The sequence below is a fragment of the Stenotrophomonas maltophilia group sp. Smal17 genome (assembly GCF_030237045.1).
Classification (GTDB): Bacteria; Pseudomonadota; Gammaproteobacteria; order Xanthomonadales; family Xanthomonadaceae; genus Stenotrophomonas; species Stenotrophomonas forensis.
This window is the reverse complement of sequence record NZ_JASJSU010000001.1, coordinates 77516-103474: the sequence shown is the minus strand read 5'-3', so window position 1 is coordinate 103474 and position 25959 is coordinate 77516. Positions and strand designations below refer to the sequence as shown.

At 64.3% G+C, this 25959-nt stretch carries 21 protein-coding genes and 2 pseudogenes; 6 read left to right on the top strand and 17 right to left on the bottom strand.

Annotated features, from left to right (window positions below):
- Positions 1-160 precede the first annotated feature (160 nt).
- On the top strand, positions 161-373 hold the full coding sequence (locus tag QRO93_RS00590; protein WP_049420837.1) for a hypothetical protein: 213 nt from the start codon (positions 161-163) through the stop codon (positions 371-373).
- A gap of 103 nt (positions 374-476) precedes the next feature.
- Here the strand turns inward: QRO93_RS00590 and QRO93_RS00585 are convergent, their stop codons facing one another.
- From QRO93_RS00585 to QRO93_RS00540, 10 genes are all read right to left on the bottom strand, one after another.
- The gene (locus tag QRO93_RS00585; RefSeq protein ID WP_197596970.1) at positions 477-1016 is read right to left on the bottom strand and encodes an MAPEG family protein; all 540 of its coding nucleotides are present in this window, start codon (positions 1014-1016) and stop codon (positions 477-479) included.
- Positions 1017-1128: 112 nt separating this feature from the next.
- Positions 1129-2535 (bottom strand): dihydrolipoyl dehydrogenase, encoded by a 1407-nt coding sequence (lpdA, locus tag QRO93_RS00580; protein WP_046430574.1) that lies wholly within the window; start codon positions 2533-2535, stop codon positions 1129-1131.
- A 2-nt stretch (positions 2536-2537) separates the two neighbouring features.
- Positions 2538-3065: a signal peptidase II gene (gene lspA, locus QRO93_RS00575; RefSeq protein WP_046430576.1), complete on the bottom strand. Its 528-nt coding sequence runs from the start codon at positions 3063-3065 to the stop codon at positions 2538-2540.
- A complete protein-coding gene (locus tag QRO93_RS00570; protein ID WP_046430578.1) occupies positions 3055-4320 on the bottom strand; it encodes a sodium:proton exchanger in 1266 nt (421 codons plus the stop codon). Before QRO93_RS00570 ends, lspA begins: the two co-directional genes overlap by 11 nt.
- A 146-nt stretch (positions 4321-4466) precedes the next feature.
- Positions 4467-4787 carry a P-II family nitrogen regulator gene (locus tag QRO93_RS00565; RefSeq protein ID WP_180878744.1) on the bottom strand — a complete coding sequence of 107 codons (321 nt, stop codon included), beginning with the start codon at positions 4785-4787 and terminating at the stop codon, positions 4467-4469.
- Positions 4787-7912, bottom strand: coding sequence for an efflux RND transporter permease subunit (locus QRO93_RS00560; protein WP_046430581.1), 3126 nt, complete (start codon positions 7910-7912; stop codon positions 4787-4789). Before QRO93_RS00560 ends, QRO93_RS00565 begins: the two co-directional genes overlap by 1 nt.
- Positions 7913-7946: 34 nt before the next feature.
- Positions 7947-9131, bottom strand: coding sequence for an efflux RND transporter periplasmic adaptor subunit (locus tag QRO93_RS00555; RefSeq protein WP_080342744.1), 1185 nt, complete (start codon positions 9129-9131; stop codon positions 7947-7949).
- Entirely contained in the window at positions 9128-10414 is a 1287-nt protein-coding gene (locus QRO93_RS00550) for a TolC family protein (RefSeq protein ID WP_080342745.1), read from the bottom strand. The genes QRO93_RS00555 and QRO93_RS00550 overlap by 4 nt, the downstream gene beginning before the upstream one ends.
- Before the next feature lie 459 nt (positions 10415-10873).
- Entirely contained in the window at positions 10874-13261 is a 2388-nt protein-coding gene (locus tag QRO93_RS00545; RefSeq protein WP_046430586.1) for a heavy metal translocating P-type ATPase, read from the bottom strand.
- Positions 13262-13267: 6 nt separating this feature from the next.
- Positions 13268-15211, bottom strand: coding sequence for a cytochrome c/FTR1 family iron permease (locus QRO93_RS00540; RefSeq protein WP_049420834.1), 1944 nt, complete (start codon positions 15209-15211; stop codon positions 13268-13270).
- 120 nt (positions 15212-15331) lie between these two features.
- On the opposite strand from QRO93_RS00540, the gene QRO93_RS00535 reads away from it, so the two are divergent.
- From QRO93_RS00535 to QRO93_RS00520, 4 genes and pseudogenes are all read left to right on the top strand, one after another.
- Positions 15332-15739, top strand: coding sequence for a helix-turn-helix domain-containing protein (locus QRO93_RS00535; protein ID WP_046430626.1), 408 nt, complete (start codon positions 15332-15334; stop codon positions 15737-15739).
- A 5-nt stretch (positions 15740-15744) separates the two neighbouring features.
- Positions 15745-17391 carry an NAD+ synthase gene (locus tag QRO93_RS00530; RefSeq protein ID WP_046430604.1) on the top strand — a complete coding sequence of 549 codons (1647 nt, stop codon included), beginning with the start codon at positions 15745-15747 and terminating at the stop codon, positions 17389-17391.
- A gap of 17 nt (positions 17392-17408) precedes the next feature.
- Positions 17409-18362: pseudogene (locus QRO93_RS00525) on the top strand (site-specific integrase); the annotation flags it as partial.
- 18 nt (positions 18363-18380) lie between these two features.
- Positions 18381-21341 (top strand): Tn3 family transposase, encoded by a 2961-nt coding sequence (locus QRO93_RS00520; RefSeq protein ID WP_285303902.1) that lies wholly within the window; start codon positions 18381-18383, stop codon positions 21339-21341.
- A gap of 6 nt (positions 21342-21347) precedes the next feature.
- On the opposite strand, the gene QRO93_RS00515 is transcribed toward QRO93_RS00520, so the two are convergent.
- From QRO93_RS00515 to QRO93_RS00505, 3 genes are read right to left on the bottom strand one after another with little or no spacing between them, the layout of a single operon-like run.
- Positions 21348-21608, bottom strand: a complete 261-nt coding sequence (locus QRO93_RS00515; RefSeq protein WP_088375505.1) for a GDCCVxC domain-containing (seleno)protein — start codon at positions 21606-21608, stop codon at positions 21348-21350.
- Positions 21562-21855 (bottom strand): heavy-metal-associated domain-containing protein, encoded by a 294-nt coding sequence (locus QRO93_RS00510; RefSeq protein ID WP_046430611.1) that lies wholly within the window; start codon positions 21853-21855, stop codon positions 21562-21564. Before QRO93_RS00510 ends, QRO93_RS00515 begins: the two co-directional genes overlap by 47 nt.
- Before the next feature lie 8 nt (positions 21856-21863).
- Positions 21864-22220, bottom strand: a complete 357-nt coding sequence (locus QRO93_RS00505) for a mercuric transporter MerT family protein (RefSeq protein WP_046430614.1) — start codon at positions 22218-22220, stop codon at positions 21864-21866.
- 42 nt (positions 22221-22262) lie between these two features.
- On the opposite strand from QRO93_RS00505, the gene QRO93_RS00500 reads away from it, so the two are divergent.
- Entirely contained in the window at positions 22263-22685 is a 423-nt protein-coding gene (locus QRO93_RS00500; protein ID WP_046430629.1) for a MerR family transcriptional regulator, read from the top strand.
- Positions 22686-22750: 65 nt separating this feature from the next.
- Here the strand turns inward: QRO93_RS00500 and QRO93_RS00495 are convergent.
- The 4 genes and pseudogenes from QRO93_RS00495 to QRO93_RS00480 all read right to left on the bottom strand — a co-directional run.
- Positions 22751-23890 (bottom strand): annotated as a pseudogene (locus QRO93_RS00495) (DEAD/DEAH box helicase family protein); the annotation flags it as partial.
- A 136-nt stretch (positions 23891-24026) separates the two neighbouring features.
- Positions 24027-24332 carry a hypothetical protein gene (locus QRO93_RS00490; protein WP_003098895.1) on the bottom strand — a complete coding sequence of 102 codons (306 nt, stop codon included), beginning with the start codon at positions 24330-24332 and terminating at the stop codon, positions 24027-24029.
- A gap of 89 nt (positions 24333-24421) precedes the next feature.
- Positions 24422-24742 carry a hypothetical protein gene (locus QRO93_RS00485; protein WP_003098896.1) on the bottom strand — a complete coding sequence of 107 codons (321 nt, stop codon included), beginning with the start codon at positions 24740-24742 and terminating at the stop codon, positions 24422-24424.
- A gap of 50 nt (positions 24743-24792) precedes the next feature.
- Positions 24793-25926, bottom strand: coding sequence for a DUF6094 domain-containing protein (locus tag QRO93_RS00480; RefSeq protein WP_254916320.1), 1134 nt, complete (start codon positions 25924-25926; stop codon positions 24793-24795).
- Positions 25927-25959 lie beyond the last annotated feature (33 nt).

Below are 25959 nucleotides of genomic sequence, written 5' to 3'. Positions count from 1 at the left end.
AAAAAATCCTCGAGTTCGCTTTCTTGAAGTCGGCGATACCCGGCAGGCCGCTCGGCGGTATCGTCACATCGACGGTATGGCCACTCTGCTAATGATCGCATTCCGCTCTGGGGGCCTTGTAAAGTCGCTGATTGCGAGTAAATCGACTTGGAGATTGACCATGATCGACCGCAAGAAAGAGATTGCCAAATTCTTCTGTGGGTTTGAGACCTTTCATACGCTCTTCCATGCCTATTTGTGGCTCTCTGGCACCACATTCGCAGCTTTCGGGATCACTACCACTCCAGCTTGGAATGCCGCGGGCACGATCCTCAACAGCGCAATTGCCGTCATCCTCGGCGTCTACGGATGGAAGCAACGGAAGTTGGCATGAAGAGCGGCAGTCGTGGAACGCTGAAGGTGGGCGGCGGGCAACAAGGAGACAATGTGCAAGATCGCTCGCGCGAAATGGCGTGCTCTCCGCTCGCCCACTGCAACTACGCGAACAACTGCCGAGTGATCAAAAAGAGGGCCCATGCATAGCCCAACAAAGTCGGAAGCACCGTCAGCACAAATCCGAAGCCTCGGCCCGGCGCGCCCCTTTGGTATCCGAGGAAAAACGTCACTCGTCCTATGCCAAAAAGCACCGCAGCACTGACGAGGAGCGAAAGCGCTGGCCCCGCGAGCAGCGTGATCAGCGCCAGGTAGGCGCCGCTGGCGAGCACGGCCTGTTCCAGGCTGTTCTGAAGGAACGCGATCCGAATCGCCACGCGCGGACTGGGTGGGCCATAGGCCGAGCCCCGAATATCCTGGGCCGACCGCCGCCGGCCGCGGGAGACCGCCCCGACGCCCATCGCCACCCAGATCAGTAGAAACACCTGCAGGCGAGCCCAGAACACGAACCGATCGGTCAGCGCTTCGGGAAAGTCGAAGTATCTCGGCAGCAGCAAATAGCCCGCAAACAGTCCGACAACACAGGCAACCACGCCCAACCCTGCAACCTTGAATAAGCCTCGACGCTGGTGGGCCAGATCCACGAGTGGGTCCGCATCGGGTATGTTGGGTTTCGATCCTGCATGCATGGGATGCCTCCCAGTCGTTAAGTTCTATGCTCGCAGTCGCGCCGAGCCTGTTACCACGTTGCAGTGGTTAGACGTGTAGCGCCCAGTTGTCCACGGCCATGGCCGCCTCTTTGAGCGCCTCGGGCAAGGTGGGATGGGCATGGCAGCTGCGGGCGATGTCCTCTGCCGATCCGTGGAACTCCATGGCGACCACCGCTTCGTGGATGAGCGACCCGGCCTCCGGGCCGATGATGTGCACGCCCAACACGCGATCGGTCGTCGCATCGGCGAGGATCTTCACGAAACCATCAGTCTGGGCTTTGGCGCGGGCACGACTGTTGGCACTGAATGGGAAACGGCCAACCTTGTAGCTCACCCCGGCAGCCTTCAGGGCTTCTTCGGTCTGGCCCACGGAGGCGACTTCGGGCGCCGTGTAGACGACCGCCGGAATGGCGCCGTAGTTGACGTGTCCCGGCAGTCCGGCCAATTGCTCGGCCAAGGCGACACCTTCCTCGGTGGCTTTGTGCGCCAGCATGGGACCGCCGATCACATCGCCAATGGCGTAAATGCCGTCCACATTCGTGCGCCAGTGCTCGTCCACTTGGATATAACCCTTCCGATCCCGTGTGATACCGATGGCGTCCAGTCCCAACCCGTCGGTAAAGGGCCGGCGTCCGATCGATACCAGCACATAGTCGGCGCGAATCTCCTCGCTCGGGCCGCCCTGGGCCGGTTCTACCGTTAATACGATTTCATCGTCCTCGCTTCGCGCGCCCGTCACCTTCTGCGAAAGCCGGAATACGAAGCCCTGTTCCTCCAGCACCTTGTGCAGGGCTTGAGAAAGCTCGATGTCCATTCCCGAAGTGACGCGATCGAGATACTCGATTACGGTGACGTTTGCCCCCAAGCGCCTCCAGACCGATCCCAGCTCCAGGCCGACATAACCTGCGCCGATCACCACGAGATGCTTGGGCACTTCCGGCAAGGCCAATGCGCCGGTGGAAGAGACGATGCGTGCTTCGTCGATCGGTACGCCGGACAAGGTCGCGCTGTCGGAGCCGGTGGCGATGACGATGGAAGTGGCAGTCAGCGTCTGTGTAGCGCCGTTACTGTCGATCAGGGTGACCTGTCCAGGCGCGGGTATCGATCCGGTGCCGACCAGCCGCGCGATCTTGTGCTTGCGCATGAGAAAGTCGATGCCATTGCCCAGCCCCGACACGACGTTGTCCTTATGCGTCATCAGCTGTAGCAGATTCAGCCGCAGGCCCTCGAACTCGACGCCGTGTTCGGCGAACTCCGTGCGGGCGGCGATGAAGCGTTCGGAGGATTCGAGCAGCGCCTTCGACGGAATGCAGCCGACGTTGAGGCAGGTACCGCCCAGCCGTTGGCGGCTCTCGATGCACGCGACGCGCAGCCCCAGCTGGGCGGCACGAATGGCGGCGGGATAGCCGCCCGGGCCGCCGCCGATAATGACGACATCGTAGTGCTCGCTCATGTTCAGCTCCGAGTGGTGTTGCCTGAAGTACGACCCGACCCCAACACGCCGTGCAGCGCGATCGCGATGGCTCCGACCATGATGGCCGAATCGCTGAGGTTGAACGCCGGCCAGTAGTAATCGCGCCAGTGCCATTGGATGAAGTCCACCACGTGGCCGCGCAGCGATCGGTCGATGACATTGCTCAGCGCGCCGCCGATGACCAACGCGTAGGGCAACGCAACCTTGTAGGCGGAGCGTGGCGTCTGGTATAGCCAGTAGGCCAGGAGCCCGCTGATACCCAACGCCAGGATGCTAAACACAACCTGCTGCCAGCCGCCGGCATCGCTGAGGAAGCTGAAAGCCGCGCCGGTGTTGTAGCTGCGGTACCAGTTCCACACGCCCTCGATCACCGGAACTGCGGTGTACTCGGGCAGCGCGGTGACCACCCAGTGCTTGCTGGCCTGGTCCAGTGCAATCACCAGCAAGGAGACCGTCAACCAAATGAGACCGTTAGGGATTGGAGCCGCGTTCTTGCGATTAGTGTTCATGGGGGCCCTCGTCGACGGCTGGACGCTTGTTCCATGCGGCGCCCACCAGCGCCGGCAACTGCCGGAAGTTGCGCGTCAGCAGAAGCACCGCGAGCCCGAGGTAGATCCACGCCATTGTGGTCAGCACGGCGATCTCTCGTGCCGGTGTGGCCTGGTAGAAGAACGCAAGCCCCAGCTGGGTCAGGAACAGGACCGCCAGCGCGATGGCGCCCCACACACTCAGGCGCAGCTGCAGCAACAGCGCAAGGGCGAACAGCGACTGGGTCGCGGTGAGGAAGAATTCCTCATGCTGGCGGGCATCTAGCGGCAAGCTCGTCAGTTCTCCAGCGCCGATGCTCATCGCAATGGGCAGCATGCCGACCAGCAAGGTCCATTGGTTGATCTTGTCGCTGATCATCGTAGTCAGCCCAGCGCGGGCGCGGCCGTCGAGCACGAACAGGACCGCGATCGTCACCGCCGGCGCTTCACTGGCGAGCGGCGCCAGCCATTGGATCAGCAGGAACTCGTCAATGCCCAGGCGGCGACCGGAGGCCACCAGCGACTCGGCGAACGGCTCGGCGGATAGCAGGATCACGGTGGCGGCAAGCACGCTCATGGCGCCCATCACCGTCCAGCGACGCACCGGTGAGAAGGTGGCGATCACCGCTCCAGGGCCGGGTTCCTCGTCTTCTTCCTCCTCTTCGTTCTCTGCCCGCGACACCCGCCACAAATAGGTACCGAACAACGCGCCGAGCACGAGGAAATCGAAGATGCTGATGCGGTCCTTGAGCACGATCACGAACGCATACGCGCTTGCCAACGCCAGGAAAGCGATCTCGACCGTGTTCTCCGGCTGCAGCGCGATGCCGCGCTTGCGCGAACGCCACCAGTGCAACCCGACCAGCAGTGGCCAGGCCAAGCCGATCAACAAGCGGTTGGCGCCAGTCATGTTGGCCGCGGCATAGGCGACGTAGCCCGACGCGGGATCCTGACCAGCGCGGTAGGCGTAGTAGAAATCCACGGCGTACTCGGGCAGCACGGTGATCAAGGCGACGACAGCGAGCACGAAGCCGGTGGCGATGTACTTCTCCGCCGCCTCCGCGCCCCACGACAACAGGAAACCCGCCGCCAGGATTGCCAGGCCGAACAGCGCTGCATCCGCCAGCACTCCGGCGCTGCGATCGGTCAGGCGTAGGACCAAGGCCGGCAGCACTGCCAGTACCGCCACAGCCACGGGGATGACAAGTTCGCGAATGGCGTTGTGCTGTCGGGTCATCGCTGACGGCTCCTTGATAGATGAAGGCAGTGAAGGTGTGCGTGGCCGCGCCCTTAGGTGATTGAAGGCCCGACAACGCGGTCGGCATGGGAAGGATGGACGAACGCAACAATCAGCTTCATAACATACTCCTGAAGCGAGTACCGTTACGGGGCGCCATCAATCACAAACGCCTGTTCGACCGAACTCACGTAAACCGCACCTGCGTCTGTGCGGCCGGTGCGTCCGACGCGGCGAAAGATTTCGACCGCGCGCTCCACGTCGCCGTCCTCGCAGAACAGTTCCATCTGCACTTCGTTGATCACCTGATCGCCAAACTCGACCGAATACTGCTGCTCGCGCGCACTGAGTGCGCTCAGCAGGCCCTTGACGTCGAACAGGGAAAGCCGCCGGAACCCGGCGGCCTCCAACTCATGGATCAGATCGGCGACCCGGTTGCGATGTACGAAAGCCTTGATCTGTTTCATCACGCGTTCTCCTGGGAGTTGCGCTCGGCCGCCTTGCGGTCGGAGCGGTTTTCGAGCCATTCGTACAACACGGGCAACAGCACCAGCGTCAGCAGCGTCGAACTGATCAGGCCGCCGACGACCACCGTGGCCAGTGGTCGTTGGGTCTCGGCGCCGACACCACGCGACAGCAACATGGGCACTAGGCCAAGGATCGCGACGCTTGCGGTCATCAGCACCGGTCGCAAGCGCAGAGCAGTGCCTTGCACCACAGCGTCGCGTACAGACAAACCTTTCTCACGCAGTTCGTTGAGAAAGCTAACCAGCACGATGCCGTTGAGCATGGCCACACCGAATACCGCGATGAACCCGATGGCCGAAGGCACCGACAGGTACTGACCGGTCACAGCCAGCGCAATCAGCCCGCCGATCGTCGCGAAGGGCACATTGGCGATGATCAAGGTTGCGTACTTGACCGAGTTGAACGCGGTGTACAGCAGCACGAAGATGAAGAAGATCGTGATCGGCACGATCAACGCCAGTTTCGCCAAGGCGCGTTGCTGGTTCTCGAATGCGCCACCCCATTCGATCCAGTAACCGGCCGGAAGCTTGACCTGCTGTTTGATCGCGGCTTCCGCATCCCGAACGAAGCCGTCGACATCGCGGCCGCGTACGTCCATCTGGATCACCGCATAGCGCTGCAGCTGTTCACGACGGACGAAGGAATAGCCCTCGGCCACGCTGACCTCCGCGACACGCGATAACGGCACGATTGCGCCCGAGGCAGTGCGCAGCGGAATCTGCCGGATCGCTTCGACGGACGTGCGCGCGGCATCGTCCAGGCGCACCGAGATGTCGAAACGCTTGACGCCATCCAGCAGCACGCTGACCGGCTCGCCGCCCAGGCCGTTGCGGACGATGGTCAACACCTCCTCGGCGTTCATTCCGTACAGCGCCAGCTCGTCGCGGTTGATCTGGATGCGTACCTGCGGCTTGCCCAGGTTGGCTTCCAGTGACAGGTCCGCGACCCCCGGCACCTTGTCCAGCACGCGTTTGAGCTGTCCGCTGAGCTTGTCGAGTTGAGCCAAGTCCTCGCCGTAGAGTTTCAGCGCCAGCGTGGCGCGCACGCCCGAAATCAGTTCCTCCACGCGCATCTGGATCGGCTGGGTGTAGCCGGGAACGACGTTGGGAACGACCTTTTCCAATGTCTCCTGCATGGCGACTTCCAATTGCTTGATGTCGCGGCCGCTGGTCCACTCGTCCTGTGGCTTGAGCGCGGTATAGATCTCCATGTAGTTGACGTCGGCGGTGTCGCCCTTCTCGGCGCGGCCAATCATGGCCAGCGTGGTCTCGACCTCGGGGAACTTCTTGAAGGCCGCGGCGATGGTGTTGCTGGTGCGGATCGACTCGTTGAGCGATGTCGACGGAATGCCGGTCACACGCCACATGATCGAGCCTTCCTGCAACTGCGGCATGAATTCCTTGCCCAGGAACGGGAACAGCGCCAGGCTCGCGACCAGCGCGACGACGGCACTGAGCACGACCATCTTCTTCTTCGCCAGCGCCTTGTCCAGCAGCGGCCGGTAGACACGCTTGATCCGTGCCACCAGCCAGGTATCGCGTTCTTCCTTGGGCTTGAGGATCAGCGAAGCCAGCACCGGAATCAGCGTGAGGCTCAGGATCAGCGAACCGGCCATCGCGAAGGCGATGTTGAAGGCCATCGGCTTGAACATCTTGCCTTCGAGACCTTCCAGCGCGAACAGCGGCAGGAACACGACGATGATGATGATGATCGCGAAGGTGATCGGGTTGGCCACTTCCTTGGCCGCCGCCAGCACGGCCGAGGTCCTGTCGACCTTCTCGCCGTGTTCCAGGCGTTCGGCCATGATCCGGAAGGCGTTCTCGACCATCACCACCGCGCCGTCGACCATCATGCCGATGCCGATGGCCAGGCCGGCCAGCGACATCAGGTTGGCCGACAGCCCCACCTGACCCATGCCGATGAAGGCGATTAGCATCGCCAGCGGCAGCGTTACGATCACCACCAACGCCGAGCGGACCTCGCCCAGGAACAGGAACAGGATCACCGCCACCAGCAGCGAGCCTTCGATCAACGCCCGCACCGCGGTTTCAACCGCCTTGTTGACCAGATCGGTGCGTTCGTAGATCGGCTTGAGCACCATGCCCTTGGGCAGCGCGGCGCGAGCGGTGTCGATCTTGGCTTTCACCGCTTCGACCACGTCCTTGGCGTTCTCGCCGATGCGGGCCAACGCCTGACCCATCACCACTTCCTGGCCGTCGCGGGTGACCGCGCCAAAGCGCGGCCCCGGCGCTTCCAGCACGGTCGCCACGTCACGCAGGTACACGGGCACGCCGTCCTCGGACTTGAGCACGATCGCGCCTATGTCGGCCGTCGATTTGAGCAGCCCCAGACCGCGTACCAGGAACTGCTCGCGCCCCACGTCTACAACGTTGCCGCCGACCTGGCCGTTGTTGGCCGGTAGCGCGTTAATCACGTCGGCGAAGCCCAGGCCCCGGGCATACAGCCGCTGTGGATCGATCTGCACCTGGTACTGGCGCTCGCCGCCGCCCCAGGAACTGACGTCGTCTACACCGGCTGCCGTGCGCAGGATCAGCCGCACCGTCCACTCCTGCCAGGTGCGCAGGTCCATGTCGCTGATCTGGTCCTTGCCGACACCGGGCGCACGCTCGACGGTGTACCAGTACACCTGCCCGAGTCCCGAGGTGTTCGGCCCCATGCTAGGCTTGCCATAGCCTTCGGGCAGGCGGTCACCGATCTCCTGCAACCGCTCGTTGACCAACTGGCGGGCGAAGTAGATGTCCATGTCGTCCTTGAAGTACACGGACACGTAGGACAAGCCGAACAGGCTGACCGAGCGGATTTCCTGCACCTTGGGCAGGCCGGCGAGCGCGGATTCCACCGGAGTGGTCAGCAATTGTTCGACGTCTTCCGCCGCCAGTCCGGGCGATTCGGTATAGACATTGACCTGCACCGGCGTGACGTCGGGGAAGGCGTCGATCGGTACGTTGCGTACCGCGTTGATGCCGAGGAAGGCCACCACCGCGAACACGATCAGCACCAGGAACTTGTAACGCAGGGAGAGTTCGACCAGGCGATTCAGCATGACAGGTCACTCCGCAGCGCATGAGGGACCCGGTTCATTCTTCTTCTCCGAGCTGCGACTTGAGCATCTGCGACTTGATCGCGTATGCACCTTGCACAGCCACCACGTCGCCCGCTTTGAGGCCTTCGCGGATCACGGTACGGTCGCCGATCACTTCGCCGGTACGCACCGGCACCGGTTCGAGTGCGCCCTCAGCATTGCGGCGGAAGACCACGGTATCGCCCTGGAATTGCACGAGGGCGTCATTGGGCACCGACAGTGTGGTGGTGCTGACACGACCGGAAGCCGACTCGAAGAACACGTCGACGAAATCCCCGCCGTGCAGACGATCGCCTTGGTTCGGCACTTCGATGCGTACCACTGCAGTGCGGGTGGTATCGGAGGTCCGGTGTGCGGAACGCTGCACGGTGCCGGTCAAGCGCTCGCCCGCGAACACGACAGTCGCCTGCGAACCCGGTGCCACGCGGGACATCGTGCCGGAGGGCAGTTTGGCGTCGACCCATACCCTCGACTCGTCCACTAGACGGAACAGGGGCTTGCCCGGCTCGATGCGCTCGCCGACGACAAACTCGTCTTCGGTGATGCGGCCGGCATGGGGTGCGGCCAGCGTGAACTGGCCGTTGACGCCCCCGCTGGCGGTGCCCGGCAGGCCATAGGCCTGCGCCTTGGCCCTTGCCCGGTCGACTGCGATCTTGGCTTCGTTGATGCGGCGGCCGGAAACGGCTTCGCGACCGAGTGCAGAAACCCGGCGCCACTCCTGCTCCGCGATCCGCAGTTCGGCTTGGGCGTCCGACACCTCGACGCTGGCCAGTGTCACCAGCGGCGCGCCCGTGCGGACCTCGTCCCCGAGCCTGGCGTGCCGGCGCACGACCAGAGCCTCGACCCTAGGCGTGATCAGCGTGGTGCCGTAGGCATCGTCGACCACTTCGCCAGGGGCCCGCAGTTCTTCGCTGAGCGCGGTCGCCTGCACGGCCTGAAGCTGGATGCCCGCGGCCTTGAGGGCTGCGGCGTCCATCTTCACTGGGGTTCCGACTTCACCTGCTTCGCCGGCTTCACCCGCCGCGGTCGCGCCTTCGGCATCGCCATGCTCGGCCGATTCGGTGGCAGGTGCTTGGGCGGCTTTGCCGTCAGGCGATTTGGAGCAGCCCGCCAAGGCCAGCAATAGGGTCACGGTGAGCAGTGACGTCAGTCGAAACGGAACCATTGAATTCTCTCTCATGGGGCGCCCTCCAGCCCGGCCCAGCGTTCTAGCTGGCCGGTGGCGGCGAGGTAATCGGCGTAGGACCGCCACAGCCGGGCTTCGAGTTCAGCGCCAGCGAGTTGGGTGTCCAGGGTTTGTTTGAGTTGCTGCAAGTAGTCGGCAGTCGACAGTTCGCCTTCGCGCCACAACCGCTCCAGCAATGTGGTGCGGCGCTCGACGTCGGTGCCGCGGCTGGCCTGCCAGCGCGTCCAGGTCGATTGCGTCGCCGCGTAGCTGTCGATGGCCCGCTGTCGATCGGCTTCCAGTTCGATGCGCACGCGGTCGCGGTCCGCGGCCGCGACATCGGCGTCGGCCTGCGCCGCCACCACTTCGGCGCGATAAGAGTTGCGTACGAACAGCGGCACGCTGATCGACACGCCGACGACGTTGTCGCTGGGGCCGCCGATATCGAGTCGTTTCCGTCCGCCGTAAGCGCCCAACGTGGGATCGGCGATCCGGTTGCGACGGGCGACCGTGACTTCGCGCTCGGCCGCGACTGCAGCGGCCTGGGCGACCTGCCAGTCCGGCAGTTGCTCGACTTCCCCGGCGGTGCCGGTCGGTGGCGGCAACGTTCCGGTGGGCAACGTCAGATCGGCCAGCAATTCCGGCGATCCGCCCAGGGCACGGAAACGCGCCTGCGCCTCGGCCTGCTCGGCGATCAGCTGCGATTGCTCGGCTTGCGCTTCATCCCGCGCCAGCAAAGCGAGATCGCGTTCCAGACCCGAGATGTCCTCGGCGGCGAACTGCTTCTGCGCCAGGTCACCGAACCGCGTCATCAGCGCCAAACGCCGTTCTCCGGTGCGCACGCGCTCGTTCGCCGTCTGCAGTTCGGTCCATCCGGCGAACCATTGTTTGGCGAAATCGCGTCGATGCAACCGCGCTTCGGCGGTCGCATGGTCCACACGGGCGGATGCCGCCTCCCGACGCACGCGCCGTTTGCCGCTGAGATCGAGGGTGAGATTGAGCCCCGCCTTGGTGGTGCGTTCGGGACCTTCGTCGTCGGAGGCCAGTTCGACTTCCGGGTTGTACAGCGGCTGTGCCGCTGCATCGAGGCGGGCGCGAGCGGCCGCCAACTGGGCTTCCGTGGCGCGGTAAGTGGGGTGGCGCTGCCATGCGGCCTGTAAGGCATCGCGTACGGCGGCAGGCGCCAGCGTGGACGGCATCTCGGCCGCGATGACCGGCAACGATAGCGTCAAGGCCAGCGCAATGACGGCAGCCAACCGCACGGCAGAATGTCGTCGCGGCAAACGAACAAAGTGCATGAAGGAATCCTCTGAGTCGACATCATTCCTGGGCGCTATGCGCCAGGTGCAACAACACTGCGACTTAGACGATCGGTGGTCTCAACTCTGGCCGTGGCGAAGCGCGCGGTGGTATGCCCGGCGTACGCACGGCGACAGCTCGTTGCGGTAATCCGCTGAACATGACACCCGTATCCGGTGCGGGCATGGCGGCAATGTGGCAGCTGCAGTGCTGGCAGGCGCCGACGCTGACCCGTTTGGCTTGATCGGGGGCAGTGCTTTTATCGCCCGCGGGCGCATGTATCCCAGCCGCTTGGCCTTTACCCACACCGCCGCCGAAGTCCAACTCGGCGAAGTCGGACTGAGTGCAAGCGGCCACCGCACCGATCTTCAAAGCGAAGACCAGCAGTACCAGCACCGCTAGACGCGTCGAGGCGCGCAGGCGAGCGAGCACGGTGCGGAGTGCGGCCGGACGCGTCCTCATTGGCGCAGCAACCGCAACCCGTTGAACACCACCAGCAAGCTGGCGCCCATGTCGGCAAACACCGCCATCCACATGGTGGCCTGCCCCGTAAAAGTGAGCACCAGGAAGATCGCCTTGATGCCCAACGCCAGCACGATGTTCTGCATCAACACGCTTGCCGTGGCGCGAGAGAGGCGCACGAAGGTGGGGATCTTGCGCAGGTCATCGTCCATCAGGGCCACGTCGGCCGTCTCGATAGCGGTATCGGTGCCGGCAGCGCCCATCGCGAACCCGATGTCCGCCTGTGCTAGCGCCGGCGCATCGTTGATGCCGTCGCCCACCATGCCTACCGTCCCGGCCCGGGCCAATTGCTCGACCTCGCGTTGCTTGTCTTCCGGCAGCAGATTGCCTTGGGCACGATCGATACCGACTTGCGCGGCAATGGCTTGCGCGGTGTGCGGATTGTCGCCGGTTAGCATCAGCGTCTTGACGCCCAGGGCATGCAGCTCGGCGATCGCGTGGCGACTGCTGTCCTTGACGGTGTCGGCCACGGCGAACAGCGCATGCACGCGACTGTCTCCAATCAGCATCACCACGGTCTTGCCCTCGGCCTCCAGCATCGAGAGGCGGCGCTCCAGCTCCGGCGAGCTGACGCCCAGTTCTTCCACTAAGCGGTGATTGCCCAGGTGGTAGGTCACATCACCGAGACGGCCGCGGACACCACGGCCGGGCAGCGCGGCGAAGTCGCTGACCGCTTGCAGCACTACGCCGTCGGCCTGCGCGGCCAACGCGACCGCCTTCGATACCGGATGGTCGGAGCGCGCAGCCAGACTGGCCGCCCATTCCCGCGCGGCGGTCGGCGCCGCTTCGTTCCAGGTCAGGAAATCCGTCTGCACCGGCTTGCCGTGGGTGAGCGTGCCGGTCTTGTCGAGGGCGAGCCATTGCAGCTTGCGCCCGCCTTCGAGGTAGACCCCGCCCTTGATGAGGATGCCGTGGCGAGCAGCGGCGGCGAGACCGCTGACGATGCTCACCGGGGTCGAGATGACCAGTGCACAAGGACAGGCGATCACCAGGAGCACCAGGGCCTTGTAGACCCAATCGAGCCACGGCCCGCCGATCACCAGTGGCGGCACGATGGCCACGGCGAGCGCGACCGCGAATACGGCCGGGGTGTACCAGCGGGCGAACTGATCGACAAAGCGTTGCGTCGGTGCGCGACTGCCTTGTGCGGCCTCCACCGCATGAATGATGCGCGCCAGTGTGGAGTTGCTCGCGGTGGCGGTAACGTGGAACTCGAACGAACCGGATTCGTTGATGGTGCCGGCAAAGACAGGGTCGCCCGGCGCCTTTTCCACGGGCAGGCTCTCACCGGTGATCGGCGCTTGGTTGACGGTGGAACGTCCCTCCAGCACTTCGCCATCGAGCGCAAGCCGTTCGCCCGGTTTGACGCGCACCCGGCTGCCGATCATGACGTGCTTGGCCTCCATCTCCTGCCACGTGCCATCGGCTTGCTGCACCGTGGCCCGTTCCGGCGCGAGATCCAACAGCCCGCGGATGGCGTTGCGAGCACGATCCAGGGACTTGGCCTCGATCACTTCGGCCAGCGCAAACAACACCATCACCATCGCCGCTTCGGGCCAGTGCCCGATGAGCATGGCGCCGGTGACCGCAATCGACATCAACGCATTCATGTTGAGGTTGAGGTTGCGCAGCGCGATCCAGCCCTTCCTGTAGGTCGGCAGGCCGCCCGTCAGGATCGCCACCAAGGCCAAGGCAATGACGGACCAGTGATTGCCGTTGTTGAGCCAATAGATCGCTTCGGCGGCGATCGCAGCAACCGCGGAAATCGCCAACGGCCACCATTTCGTTGGGGTCGCCGCCGCCGGCGCCACGGCACCGGCTCCCTCCACGACGTGTGCTTCAAAATCGAGCGTCCTCAGCGCCGCCAGCACCTGGGGCAAGGCATCGGGCGTATGGCGGACCTGCAAGGTGCGTTGCACCAGATTGAAAACGAGATTCGACACCCCCGACACCGTCCCGAGCTTGGCCCGGATCAAGGCTTCCTCGGTCGGGCAATCCATCTTGGCGATGGCCAGCGTCGTTGACTGGTCCGTCGGCGTCCCTTGAACGGGCACCGCACGCATGCCGATCGCCGCCAAGGCCTGTTCCACGGGCGTCAGCGACGGCAAGGCGTGGTGCACCGTCAGCAATCGCTGCACCAGATTGAAGTCCAGGCGCTCGACGCCCGGCACGCCCGCCAGCTTGTTGCGGATCAAGGCCTCCTCGGTCGGACAGTCCATGTTCTCGATGCGGTAAACCGTCGCGGCGGGCGTGTGAAGGTGCGCCTCGGGGGCTGCCGCTGCGGCCGCCGAACAACCACAGGTTTTGGAGTCTGCTTGGCTCATGGGGGATTAGGCCTTGGTGGTCCGCACCGGGGCGGGCGAGCGCATGTTGAAGAGGAAGCCGATCATGGCGACGACGGCCACGGTCAACTGGGCCAGCAGCGATTGCCAGGAGGGATAGATGCCCAGCCATTCGATACGCGGGGCCGCCACCAGGGCCTGCGCGATCCAGCCCGCCTCCTGCAGGGCCGCGACGCCCTTGCCGACCAGGACCACAGCCAACACGGCGATCAGGATCGAACTCGCCGAGAAGAACTGGCCGATCGGCAGGCGCTTGCTCATGCGCAGCATCCAATAGGCCACCCCGGCCAGGACCACGGCACCGGCCAGCAAGCCGCCCAGGATCGCGCCGGACGCCTGTTCGCTCCACATGGCGATGAAGAACAGGATCGTCTCGAACACTTCGCGGTAGACCGCGATGAAGGCGAGCGAGAACAGGAAAATCGCCGAGCGCCGCGTCAACGCCGCCGACATCTTCGCGTGCAGGTACTGCTGCCAGCGCCCGGCCAGGCTCTTCTGGTGCATCCAGATCCCCACGCTCAACAGGACCACCGCGGCAAACAGCGCAGACACGCCTTCGGTGACCTCGCGATTGGCGCCGCTGATGTCGACCAGATGCGTGGCGACGGCCCAAGTCAGCACGCCAGCCAGCAAGGCGCCGACCCAACCGGCATGGACGTAGGGCAGCACTTCGCGCCGTTCGGCCTTGCGCAGGAACGCAATCATGCCCACGACGATCAGCAGCGCTTCCAGTCCCTCCCGCAGCAGGATGGTGAAGCTGCCCAGGAAGGCCGTGGTCGTATCGGTGTGGGACGTTTGCAGTACCGCTTCGGCGCGATCGAACAAGCCGGTGATCTCCGCCGCCGTAGCGGTCACCTCGGCGGCCGGCGCACGGCGCCCCAGCGCATCGCGGAATCGGGCCATGCTCGCTTCGATCCGGCGCATCAGCGCACGATCGCGGCCGGCCAAGGTCGGCTCCACTGGCTCCACGCCATCCAGGTAAGACGACAACGCCAGGGTCTTGGCTTGCACTGCATCGCCGGCCGCATACGCCCGCAGGCTGCCCGCCAGGCGTTGCCGCGCGAGTGCGAACGGGCCAGCCCCGACAGCGGCATGCGGCACCACTTCAGCCGGGCGAGCGCGCAAATACGCAGTGATCGCCTTGGCCTGTGCCGCCGCCAACGTCTGGCCCAACTCTGCCTCGCTCGAACCGGACAAGGCGGCCAATGTCGGGAGCGCCTGATGCAGTTTCGGATCCTCTCGCCACAGGATTTCGCCGCGGTTGCGCGCCGCGTCGTCGTAGGCAAATCCCCCAACATAGAAGGCCAGTGCCCAGCGATCGGCTTCGGACAGATGGGCAAAGCTGGTCATGGCCGTGCCGTTCAAACCCTGCGAGATCACCTGATACAGCGCCAGGGGACTGCGCTGCGCCGCGCGTTCTGCGTCAGTGAACGCAATTGGCCGTGGCGTGAGGCTGGCGGCTACAGGGCCATCTCCGCGGCCCTGGGCCCCGTGACATCCGGCGCACTGCTGGGCGTAAAGCGGGGCCGCGCTGGCCACGTCCGGCGGGGTCGTCGGCGCCGCCTCGATGCGATAAACCGTCAGCAATTCGGCGGCCAGTGCATGCGCAGCTTTCGCAATGACTTCCGGTTCGGCGCGGGCGGCGACCGCCGCCTGCAGCCGCTCGGCCGAGCTCACCAGCGCAGCTTGCTGCGGCGTCGCCGGGAGGCCGGCCACTTTCGTGCGCACCGTGGCCGCGAACTCCTGCATCTCACTGTATTCACCCGGTTCGACCACTTGGCCGCCGCGCACGGCCCCGCCGTAATCCACGGCGATGTAATCGAGCAGCTGCCAGGCCTGCCGGGCTTCGGCCTGTGGGTCGGCCGCCCCGGCCGCGCCAGCACTGAGCGCCATAATCAGGAGGGCGAGCGCGCAGTGACGCAGGACTTTCATCAAAAAAAAGGGCATTGCATGCGACCAGATAAGAGCCCATGGCGGCCGAGTAGCCAGGGCGTGGAATTTCGGAGACCTCTAGTTTAGAGTCTGTACCTACTACAGAGTCAAGTAATGCGAATGAAAATCAGTGACGCTGCCGCCGCCAGCGGCTGCCACCTCGAAACGATCCGCTATTACGAACGCGTCGGCCTGCTGCCCAGGCCCGGACGGACGCGCAGCGGCTACCGACAATACACCACGGCCGACGTGGAGCGCCTGCGCTTCGTCACGCGCGGTCGCGACTTGGGGTTCAGCCTGGAGGAGATCCGCGGTCTGCTGCAGCTGGCCGAGGATCCGGCGCTGTCCTGCACCGAGGTCGACCGGTTGGCGCGCGAGCACCTGGACGACATCCAGACCCGGATTCGGGATTTGCAGCGGATGGCCAGCGAACTGGAGCGCACCATCGGCAGTTGTCGCGTCGGCCAGCGCGGGCAATGCACGATCCTCGAAACGCTGCGGCGATCCCCCGACCATTCCTCCCCCTGACGCCGATGACCACGCCACTTCGACTCGCGCTGGCGCAGTTCGATTTTCCCGTCGGCGATCTGATCGGGAATGCCGAGCGGATCACGGCATATATCGCCGAGGCCCGCGATATCCACGGCGCCGATCTGGTGGTGTTTCCGGAGCTCACGCTGAGTGGTTATCCGCCCGAGGACTTGCTACTGCGTCCCAGCTTCCTCGCCGGGTGCGAGGCGGCCGTGAGGCACATCGCGGCGGCGGCCCGCGGCATCGTAGCGGTAGTCGGCTGGCCGGAAGCGGCCGGCGCCGTGGTCTATAACGCGGTCAGCGTCTTGCGCGATGGTGCTATCGCGACCACCTACCGCAAGCGCGACTTGCCCAACTACGCGGTCTTCGACGAGCGGCGTTACTTCGCCGTCGATCCCGACGGTGGCGCCTGCGTGTTCGAGGTAAAGGGCGTTCCCATCGGGCTGCTGATTTGCCAGGACCTGTGGGGCCTGGAACCACTCATTGAAACCGCGGCCGCCGGTGCGCACCTGGTGCTGGTGCCCAATGCATCGCCCTTCGAGCGCGACAAGCACGCCGAACGCGACGCCTTGCTCGCCGAGCGCACGCGCGATGCCGCCGTCGCGATTGCCTACGTGAATGTGGTTGGGGGGCAGGACGGCATCGTCTTCGATGGCGCCTCGCTGCTGGCCAACGCAGACGGCCGCGTGCATCCGGTGGCCATCGCGTTCGAGCCGCATTGGCTGATCGCGGACTACGACGTCGAAAATCGCACGCTGCTACCGGTGTCGTGGCCGATCGAAGGCGACGAAAGCCGCGATGGCCTCGCGTGGCGGGCCGTGGTCTTGGGCACACGCGATTACTGCCGCAAGAATGGCTTTGACCGCGCTTGGGTCGGCCTGTCGGGTGGCCTAGACTCGGCGGTCGTGCTCGCGATGGCGGTGGATGCGCTTGGCGCAGACCGCGTCACAGCCGTGCGTCTGCCTTCGCGCTACACCGCCGCGGTGTCGAATGACCTGGCCCAGGAGCAGTGCCGCGTCCTGGACGTACGCTTGGTGACGCTGCCGATCGAGGAGCCTTTCCAAGGGTACCTGGATGCCTTGGCGCCGCTGTTTGCGCAGGCGCCAGCGGATGCGACCGAGGAGAATCTGCAATCGCGCATTCGCGGTGCGCTATTGATGGCTTTGGCCAACAAGTTCGGCGGCCTGCTGCTGACCACCGGCAACAAGAGCGAATACGCGGTCGGTTACACCACGATCTATGGGGATATGTGCGGTGGCTATGCGCCGATCAAGGACCTGTACAAGACAGAAGTCTCCGCGCTCGCCCGCTGGCGCAACGCCGTGGCGGGCGCTCCAGTGGTCCCATGGGGGGTGATCGATCGTCCACCTTCGGCGGAGTTGCGCGCGGACCAGACCGACCAGGACACGTTGCCGCCGTACGACGTGCTCGACGCCATCTTGTTCCGCTCTATCGATCAGGAGCAGTCGCGAGAGGAGATTGTCGCGGCAGGATTCACCCCCGAAACGGTCGACCACGTGCTTCGTCTGGTGCGCATCGGCGAATGGAAGCGGCATCAGGCGGCGCCAGGACCGAAGGTCTCGCGCCGCGCCTTTGGTCGGGAGCGGCGATATCCCATTACCGACGCGTGGGCCGACACGGCGGAATAGTCAGAAGAAGGCACGGCATGAGCGATATCGACCGTTACCTGCAAGCCGCCACCCGCGACAACACGCGGCGCAGCTATGCCTCGGCATTGCGGCACTTCGAGGTCGCCTGGGATGGGCACCTGCCGGCCACGGCCGACAGCGTGGCCCGTTACCTGGCCGAACACGCCGGACGGCTGGCCGTGAATACCCTGAAACTGCGCCTGGCTGCCCTGGCGCACTGGCATGCCGCACACGGATTTGCGGATCCGACCCGGGCGCCGCTCGTGCGCCAGGTGCTCAAGGGCATCCAAACCCTGCACCCTCAGGAGGAGAAGCAGGCCACACCGTTGCAGCTGACCCAGCTGGCGCAGGTCGTGGACTGGCTCGACGGGGCGATCATCGCCGCCCAGGCGCGGAACGCACACGCCGCGGATCTGCGTTATCGACGCGATCGGGCGCTGATCTTGCTCGGCTTCTGGCGGGGATTTCGCGGTGACGAACTGATCCGGCTGCGGATTGAACACCTGCGCCTGGTCCCTGGGGAAGGCATGGTCTGCTTCCTGCCGCACAGCAAAGGCGACCGCCAAGCCCAAGGCAAGACCTACAAAGTACCGGCCCTGTCGCGTCTGTGCCCGGTAGCGGCGACACGGGACTGGCTCGAGGCCGCACAGCTGACTTCCGGCCCGCTGTTTCGGAGCGTCGGTCGCTGGAGCCGGATTGCCGACGCCCCCTTTCATCCGAACAGCTTGATCCGATTGCTCCGGCAGGTGTTCCTGCATGCCGGATTGGCCAACGTCGAGGGCTACAGCAGCCATTCCCTGCGCCGAGGCTTCGCCGGCTGGGCCAATGCGAACGGCTGGGATGTGAAGGCATTGATGGAGTACGTCGGCTGGCGTGACGTGCACTCGGCCATGCGCTACCTCGATGGCGGCGACCCGTTTGCGCGCCAGCGCATCGAGGCGAGCCTGCCACCGCCGGCGTTACCCGCACCCTGACCGAATGAGGCTTCAATGGCGTCGATCGAACGGACCGCGTATCCCCAGTTCAAGCGCAATCCCGTCGTCCGGGAACTGGTCGCCGCCTATACGCCGACCGACGCCGAATTGGCCTTCATCACCGACAATGCTCGCCAACCGGGCCATCGATTGGCGTTGGCACTGCTGCTGAAATCCTTCCAGCGACTGGGCTACTTCCCCGCAATCGATGAAGTGCCCGCTGCGGTCGTCCGGCACCTCCGCAACGCGCTGCGGTACCGGGTCCAGACCAAGCCCGCCGACATCGCGCCGAACAAGCGCTACCGCTATTTCCAGCGCATCCGGGATTATCTTCAGGTTCGGGCTTACGCCGACGGCGGCCTCGACGTGGCCGCCCGCGCCATCCATGAAGCCGCCGCAGTCATGGACAATCCGGCCGACCTGATCAACGTGGCGATCGAACAGCTTGTCCGCGATCGCATCGAACTGCCTGCGTTTTCCGCGCTGGATCGCCTGGGGCGCCGGATTCGCACCTTGGTCAATGGCCGTTACTTCGCCCTCATCGACGCGCGGTTGACGTCGGAGGAGAAGCAACGGCTGGACGATCTGCTGGTCGTCACCGACGCTCGCATCAAGAGCCCGCTGCAGGCCATCAAGCGGTTGCCAAAACGCTCCTCGCTGCAGCACTTCCAGGAACTAATCGACCATATCGCGGCGTTGGACGAACTGGTCAGCAGCGAACTGCATCTGGCGGACGTACCGGAACTCAAGCGCAAGCACTTCGCGGCCGAAGCCCGGGTGCTGGACGCTGCCGAGTTGCGCGACTTCGGCCCGGCCAAGCGACACGCGCTACTGCTGTGCCTGATCCATCGCGCCCGGGTGCAAACCCGCGATGACCTGGCGGAGATGTTCATCAAACGCATGGGCAACCTCCATAACCGCGGCAAAGAGGAACTGGAGCGACTACGTGCGCGCTATCGCGAGAAGACCGAGGCCATCGTCGCCACGATGTCGGATGTGATCCAGGTGCTCGACCGTCACCCGGGCGACACCGATGCGGGGCGGGAAATTCGCCGGTTGGTCAGCACACGCGGGGGCGTTCAGACCCTGCAGGCCGATTGCGACGCGATCGCCGCACCCAGCGGCGACAACCATCTACCACTGCTCTGGCCGTTCTATAAAAGCCACCGCGCCACCATCCTGCGCATGGTGCGCATGCTGGACCTGGAATCCACCACCGAAGACCGTTCCTTGATCAACGCGATCGAACTGATCCTGTCGCAGGAGCGCGCCCGCGGCGACTGGCTCGACGAACCGGTCGATCTGGCGTTCACGACCCAGCTTTGGCGGAAGACCATCACCCATCGCACCGAGCAGGGCGAGGAGCGCATTCGCCGCCGTCTGTTCGAGGTATGCGTGTTCTCGTCGCTGGCGAACGAGCTCAAATCCGGTGACGTGGCCGTGCGTGGTTCGGAAACCTACGCCGATTACCGCGAACAGCTGCTGCCCTGGGAGCAATGCGAACCGCTGCTGGACGACTACTGCCGCCAGGTGGGCTTGCCGACCTCTGCGGTGGGATTCGTCAATGCCTTGCAGTCCAAACTGATACAAGTCGCGGACCTGACCGATCAGGGTTACCTGGAGAACGGCCAGGTGATCATCGGCGACGACGGGTTGCCGGTACTCAAGCGCCACAAGGCCAAGGACATGAGCAGCGGTGCCCGCGCTTTGGAAACCGCGATTCTTGCTCGCCTGCGCGAACGCAGCGTCATCGAGATCCTGTGCGACGTGGCCCACTGGACCCGCTGGCCACGGCATTTCGGACCGCTGTCCGGATCCGACACCAAGATCGACCAGCCCACCGAACGCTACGTGCTGACGGCATTCACCTACGGCTGCAACCTCGGCCCGGCCCAGGCCGCCCGGCACCTCCGTGGCGCCGCTTCCGCGCACATGCTGTCGTTCGTCAATCGTCGTCACGTGGATGCGAACAAGCTGGCAGCGGCCTGCCGCGACGTCATCAACAGTTACGCCGGCCTGCAGCTTCCCAAATTCTGGGGCGATGGCAAGCGTGCCGCAGCCGACGGTACCAAGTACGACCTGTACGACCAGAATCTGTTGGCGTCGTACCACATCCGCTATGGCGGCTACGGTGGCATTGCCTATCATCACGTCTCGGACACCTATGTGGCGCTCTTCAGTCACTTCATTCCGTGCGGCGTCTGGGAAGCGGTGTACATCATCGACGGACTGCTGAAGAACACTTCCGACATCCAGCCCGACACCGTTCACGCCGATACCCAAGGTCAGTCGCTGCCGGTCTTCGGGCTATCGCACCTGTTGGGCATCCAGCTGATGCCGCGCATCCGCAACTGGCGCGATTATCGGTTCTTCCGTCCGGACGAGGACAGCCGCTACGAGCACATCGATGCGCTGTTCCGGGAGGACATGGACTGGGACCTGATCGAGACCCACTGGAAGGATCTGATGCAGGTGGTGCTGTCGATCAAGTCCGGCAAGATCGCCGCCTCGACGCTGCTGCGAAAACTGGGTAACTACAGCCGCAAGAATCGCCTGTACCAAGCCTTCCGGGCGCTTGGCGCCGCAGTGCGCACGTTGTTCCTGCTGCAATACATTTCTGACCGCGAACTGCGTGAGCAGATCACGGCCTCCACCAACAAGGTCGAAGCCTATAACGGGTTCTCCAAGTATTTCTTCTTCGGTGGAGAGGGCGTCATTGCCGATAACGATCCCCTCGAACAAGAGAAGGCGGTCAAGTACAACGACCTAGTCGCCAACGCCGTCATCTTTCATAACGTGGTCGAACAGACCCGCATCATCAAGACGCTGATGCGAGCAGGTTGGAAGATCACCCCGGAGGACGTGGCTGCACTCAGCCCCTACGTGACCAGCCACGTGAAGCGCTTCGGCGATTACCTGATCGACGTGGACGCTCTTCCGGAACCGTACGAAATCGAATTGGCCTTGGCCGCGTAGCGTGGGTCAACTTGTACTGCCGCAGCAGGGGCTGTGTTGCTGGATGGGCGGGCACGGCACCGTGCCGTAGGAACAGAACACACAGCAATCGCCTTCCTTGGGGCGCAGCAGAGTATGGCAAGCCGTGCACTCGTAGAAGAATTGACACGCCGTGGTGGGCATGGTCTCGGTCGCCTGGTGCCCGCATGCCGGGCATGCCAGCGTGCTTTGCAACTTCACCTCAGCCACCGTTCGCGTCCGCCTTGGCGGTGGCCGGAAAGCCAGCATCGGTGATGGCCTTCGCGATGGCGGCCGCGTCGGTGCGCTCGGCATCGAAGGTCACGGTCACGGTGGCGCCCTGAGTGTCGACACGGCGCGCCGTCACGCCCGGCACGTTGTCCAACGCCTTTTCGATCGTGATGCTGCACGCCGGGCAGGTCATGTTTTTCACTTGTAGGACAACTTGCTTTGGGGTAGCCGCCCAAGCCAGGCCCATCCATGCCGTGAATACCAAACCGAGAAGGATCTTGCGCATGGAGACTCCTACAGGAACCAGCCGATGTAATAAGGGAAGAGCAGCAGCATCGCGATCAATCCTGTGGCAATCCATAACCAGCGCCGACGGCGTCGCAATTGCATCGGATCGACGCAGGCTCCGTCGTTCCGGCAACGTGACGCCGGGCGATACAGCGTCCAGAACGCCCAGCCCAGGCACGCCAGCGTGGCAACGCTGAACCAGGGACGCCACGCATCCAAGGCGGTGAGGTTGGCGATCCAGGCCCCGCTGACACCCATCAGGACCAGCACCAAGGGCACGACACAACACACGGACGCGCCAATAGCCGCGACCGCGGCGCCCAAGAGGGCAGGTAAGGAGGACTGTGCGGGACGTTGGGCCATACCCGCATGTTAATCTCCGTACCTGAGTACGGAGTCAAGCCGATGGCCACCCACGTAATGACGATCAGTCGGCTGGCCGCGGCCGCTGGTGTGCATATCGAAACGGTCCGTTATTACCAGCGGCGAGGCCTGCTGCCGGAGCCTGAGCGCCCAATGGGCAGCGTGCGCCGGTACGGCCCCAACGAAGTCGGCCGGCTTCAGTTCATCCGTCGAGCACAGACGATGGGATTCAGTCTCGACGAGATAGCGGGGCTGCTGGAGGTCAAAGGCCAGCGCGCCTGCGAGCAGACGCGGCAGCTGACCGAACAGAAATTGGCCGAGGTGCGCCGACGCCTTGACGAGCTAAGACAATTGGAAGTCGACCTTGAGCATTTGGTGGAGGAGTGTCGCCACGTGGTGACAGGCGCGCCATGCCCGACGCTCGATCTGTTGGCGCAACCAGTCGAGAAGAAAAATATCGGCTAACTCATTACCCTGAAAGAATTATTTGAGTTTTGTGGGGCATTTTTACACGTATCTCGGCTGAACCCCTTCGCCGCCAGCACGCCCATGGCCTGGCCCTGGGCACTGCCCCCGTTCTTGTACTCATGCGCTTCATCAGCGATGAGCAGGTCGAACGTACCTTGCGGCAAGTACCTCTTGATGAACTCCGAGGGTTGATAACCGCCCTCGCCAAAGCCGAACTCCATGTTGGCCATCGCACGTTCCATGCGCGTGGCTTGACGGTCGGAAAACACCAGCTCGCCGTTGCCATCCATGAGGTTGATGAACTCGTGGATGTTGTCGCCCAGCATCGAGGCCAGGAAGCCGTCACCGAACTTCTGCATCAGCTTCTGCGCAGTGACTTCCCCGATGGTCGGGATGCGCTTCAGGGCTTTGAGGACGGCCGAGGACTGGTCGCTGCCGGACAGGCTGCGCGGGCGGATCAGCGTCCACAGGGGCGCAGCGCAATGGCTGCACTTCCTGCGGTACTCCTCGGCTTCGAGCGCGACCGGGTTGACCGGCTCGCCGTCGAGGTCGGTGATGACCGTGCCGCAGTCCGGGCAGGCCGCCACGTCGCCGTGGCGGGTGCGCCGCTGGGTGAAGACGGGCTTCCAGTGGAAACCCATCCGCATCCTGACGCGCCCCAGGACGAAGAACTCCTGGCCCGTGGGCTGCACGCCCAACTGCTCACGCAGCTTGAGGAGCTTGACGAGCGTATCCGGCCCATTGAGCACCCATACCTTGGCGCCGGCCACCGTCTCCTGGATCTCCCGCCGCCACTTGTAAACCAAGTGCGGTGGCGACAGGACCAGAGTGCGGCGGTAGCCTTCGGCGTTGAGCACGGCGGCCGCGGCGATGCCAACGGTCGTCTTACCACAGCCCATCTCGCCATTGACGATCGCGGCGCGTTCGCCACGGTCGATCAGCAGCTCGGCGGCGGCGTGGACGACTTCGGCCTGGGCCGGGAACAGCTTGCGTTTGAGGCTGGCGACGATGAGCTGCCGGTGCGCCTGCGGTTGGCCGGTATAGACAGGCGGGTTGGCGCTGTTGAGGGCGTCGAGCAGTTCGTCGCCGAACTCGCCGACGAAATCCTGAAGGCTCAGGGTCAGAGGGGATGATTCCGCGTCGAGCAGTTCGCCCTGTACGGGCGCGGCGTCAGCGGCAGTGGTTTCGAGATCGAAGGACATTGTGATGCTCCAATGAAAAATGGGGCATGCACCACCCCCAGCGGGGCAATGGCATGCCCCGTGGTGGGAAGGAAATCGGCGCGCGGCCGAAGGTGGTTGAAGATGCTGGCCTGAGTGGCCTGCGGGTGAACCGTGCTCAGTCTTCGGACGGCAGCACGATGGCAGTGACGCTGCGCCCCGCATCGGTGATGATGCGAATGGCGAGTCCCGGGTGGATCACATAGTGCGATTCCAGCGACGCGCCCGATTGAAGTGCAACGCCGTTGGCGTGCCATTGGCAGACGTTGACGTCACCCCAGTCGCCACGGGTGTGGCGCCTGAAGTACGGAATCGGGTCCAGGCGACCCGCGCGGACAAGGCGATCAATGCCTCGGCTGAAGATGAGCGCCCCGATGGGGAACGCCAGCCTCTGGCAGTAGGTTTCGATGCGATGCGATGCCATGGGCTCCTCCTTGAAAGGCTATTGAGCCACGACACCCCTGGCGGAGTGAAGTGGCTCCGTCAAGTGGATGGGATGACGAGGCGGCGCCTTCAGATCAGGTCGCGCTCTTCGGGAAGCTGGACCACCGTGGTCTGGTGGTCTTCGCTGGTCTTCACGAGCAACACCAGTTCCGGCGTGATCCGGTACTGGGAGATCATCAGGTTGTCCTGTTGGATTGCGACGTCGTTGGCTTGGCGGGTGGCCTCATCGATCTCGCCCCAGTCCCCGCGCACATGGCGCTGGACATAGGCCAAGGGGTCGATCAGGCCTCGCCGAGCCAGCCAATGCACCTTCTCGCTCAACTTCAACGTACTCGGTGCGAACAAGGGTTGCTTGCGCGGCGCAGGCCGCTTGAACGGATTGGGGAACATGGTGTTTCTCCTTCGATGTGGTACAGCAGGACGGCAGCGCGTCCGGTGGATCAGCGAATGGTCAGCACCTCGCCCCTTGTCGGGGAGCCAGGCGTCATGTCCCACGCGCGGATAACGGGCACAAACTTGTCGGTGAGGATGCGTGTCTCGGCGATGGAGCCGTCTTCGCGTTCGGTGAATTCCCGCTGGAGCGTCTTGTCCTTGTGGGTGTCACCTTTGACGACGAGCACGCGCCCCGTCTGGGAGCGCACGACGCCGGAGATCGCGCCCGCGGCCAGAGCCAGGGCGAGATGCCAGTGGGACAAGGCCCGCGCCGGTGGACGCAGCGACTGCTGCGCGGTCCCCAAGTGCGTGTCCAGCGACGGCCAAAGGCCTTGCAGCCGGCCAACCTCGTCGGCGAACTGTTCGGGCTCCATCGTCACGCGGAAGAAATGCTCCGGCTCGGCCGGACTGGCGGGGACGATGTACGGCAGGAACGGCCATTCGCTCGGCAGTTCCTCGGCTTCGACTTCGCCAAGCCCAACCTGCAGCAGCAGATTGCGCACGGCCTTGACGCCATCGGGTGCCAGCTCCCGCTGACGGACCCGGCGGCCGAAGATCACCACCTGCTTGAACTGCGTTTCCACCGCTCGGTAGATACGCAGATCGGTGTAGTGGCGCGTCAACCAGCCGACCAGCTCCGCGTCGAGCACGTAGCCGGGGACGATGAAGACCAGCACGCCGCTGTATTGCAACAGCGACAGCGAACGCTGATAGAACAGCTTTTCGAGGCGGGCACGGCCCTGGCCCTGATAGCCGATGTTGCCGTTGACGTCCTTGGACAGGTCGCCATACGGTGGATTCAGCCACAGTAGTCCGAAGGACTGCTTGGAGATCATCGTGTCCATCAGGTCCGCGTGCAGGCAGTGATCGACCAGGCCGCGGGCATGGCGCGCCCGCTCGGCGTCGAATTCGACGGCGAACGCCTTGGCCTGTTCGCGCCCGAGGGCATGAGAGGCTTCGGCGATTGCCACGCCTTCACCGGCGCAGGGATCGAGGATGCACATCGGCCCGTCGCTGGGCATCAGTGCGTTGAGGGCTCTTTCGAGCGTGGGTTCGTCGGTCGGGTAGTACCCATTTTTGGCGAAATTGCGGGCGAGCCGCGGGAACATGAGAGCCATGGAAGTCTCCTGGTTGGCGGGGATGAATGACGGAAGCACGCCAAGGCGTGCCTCCGA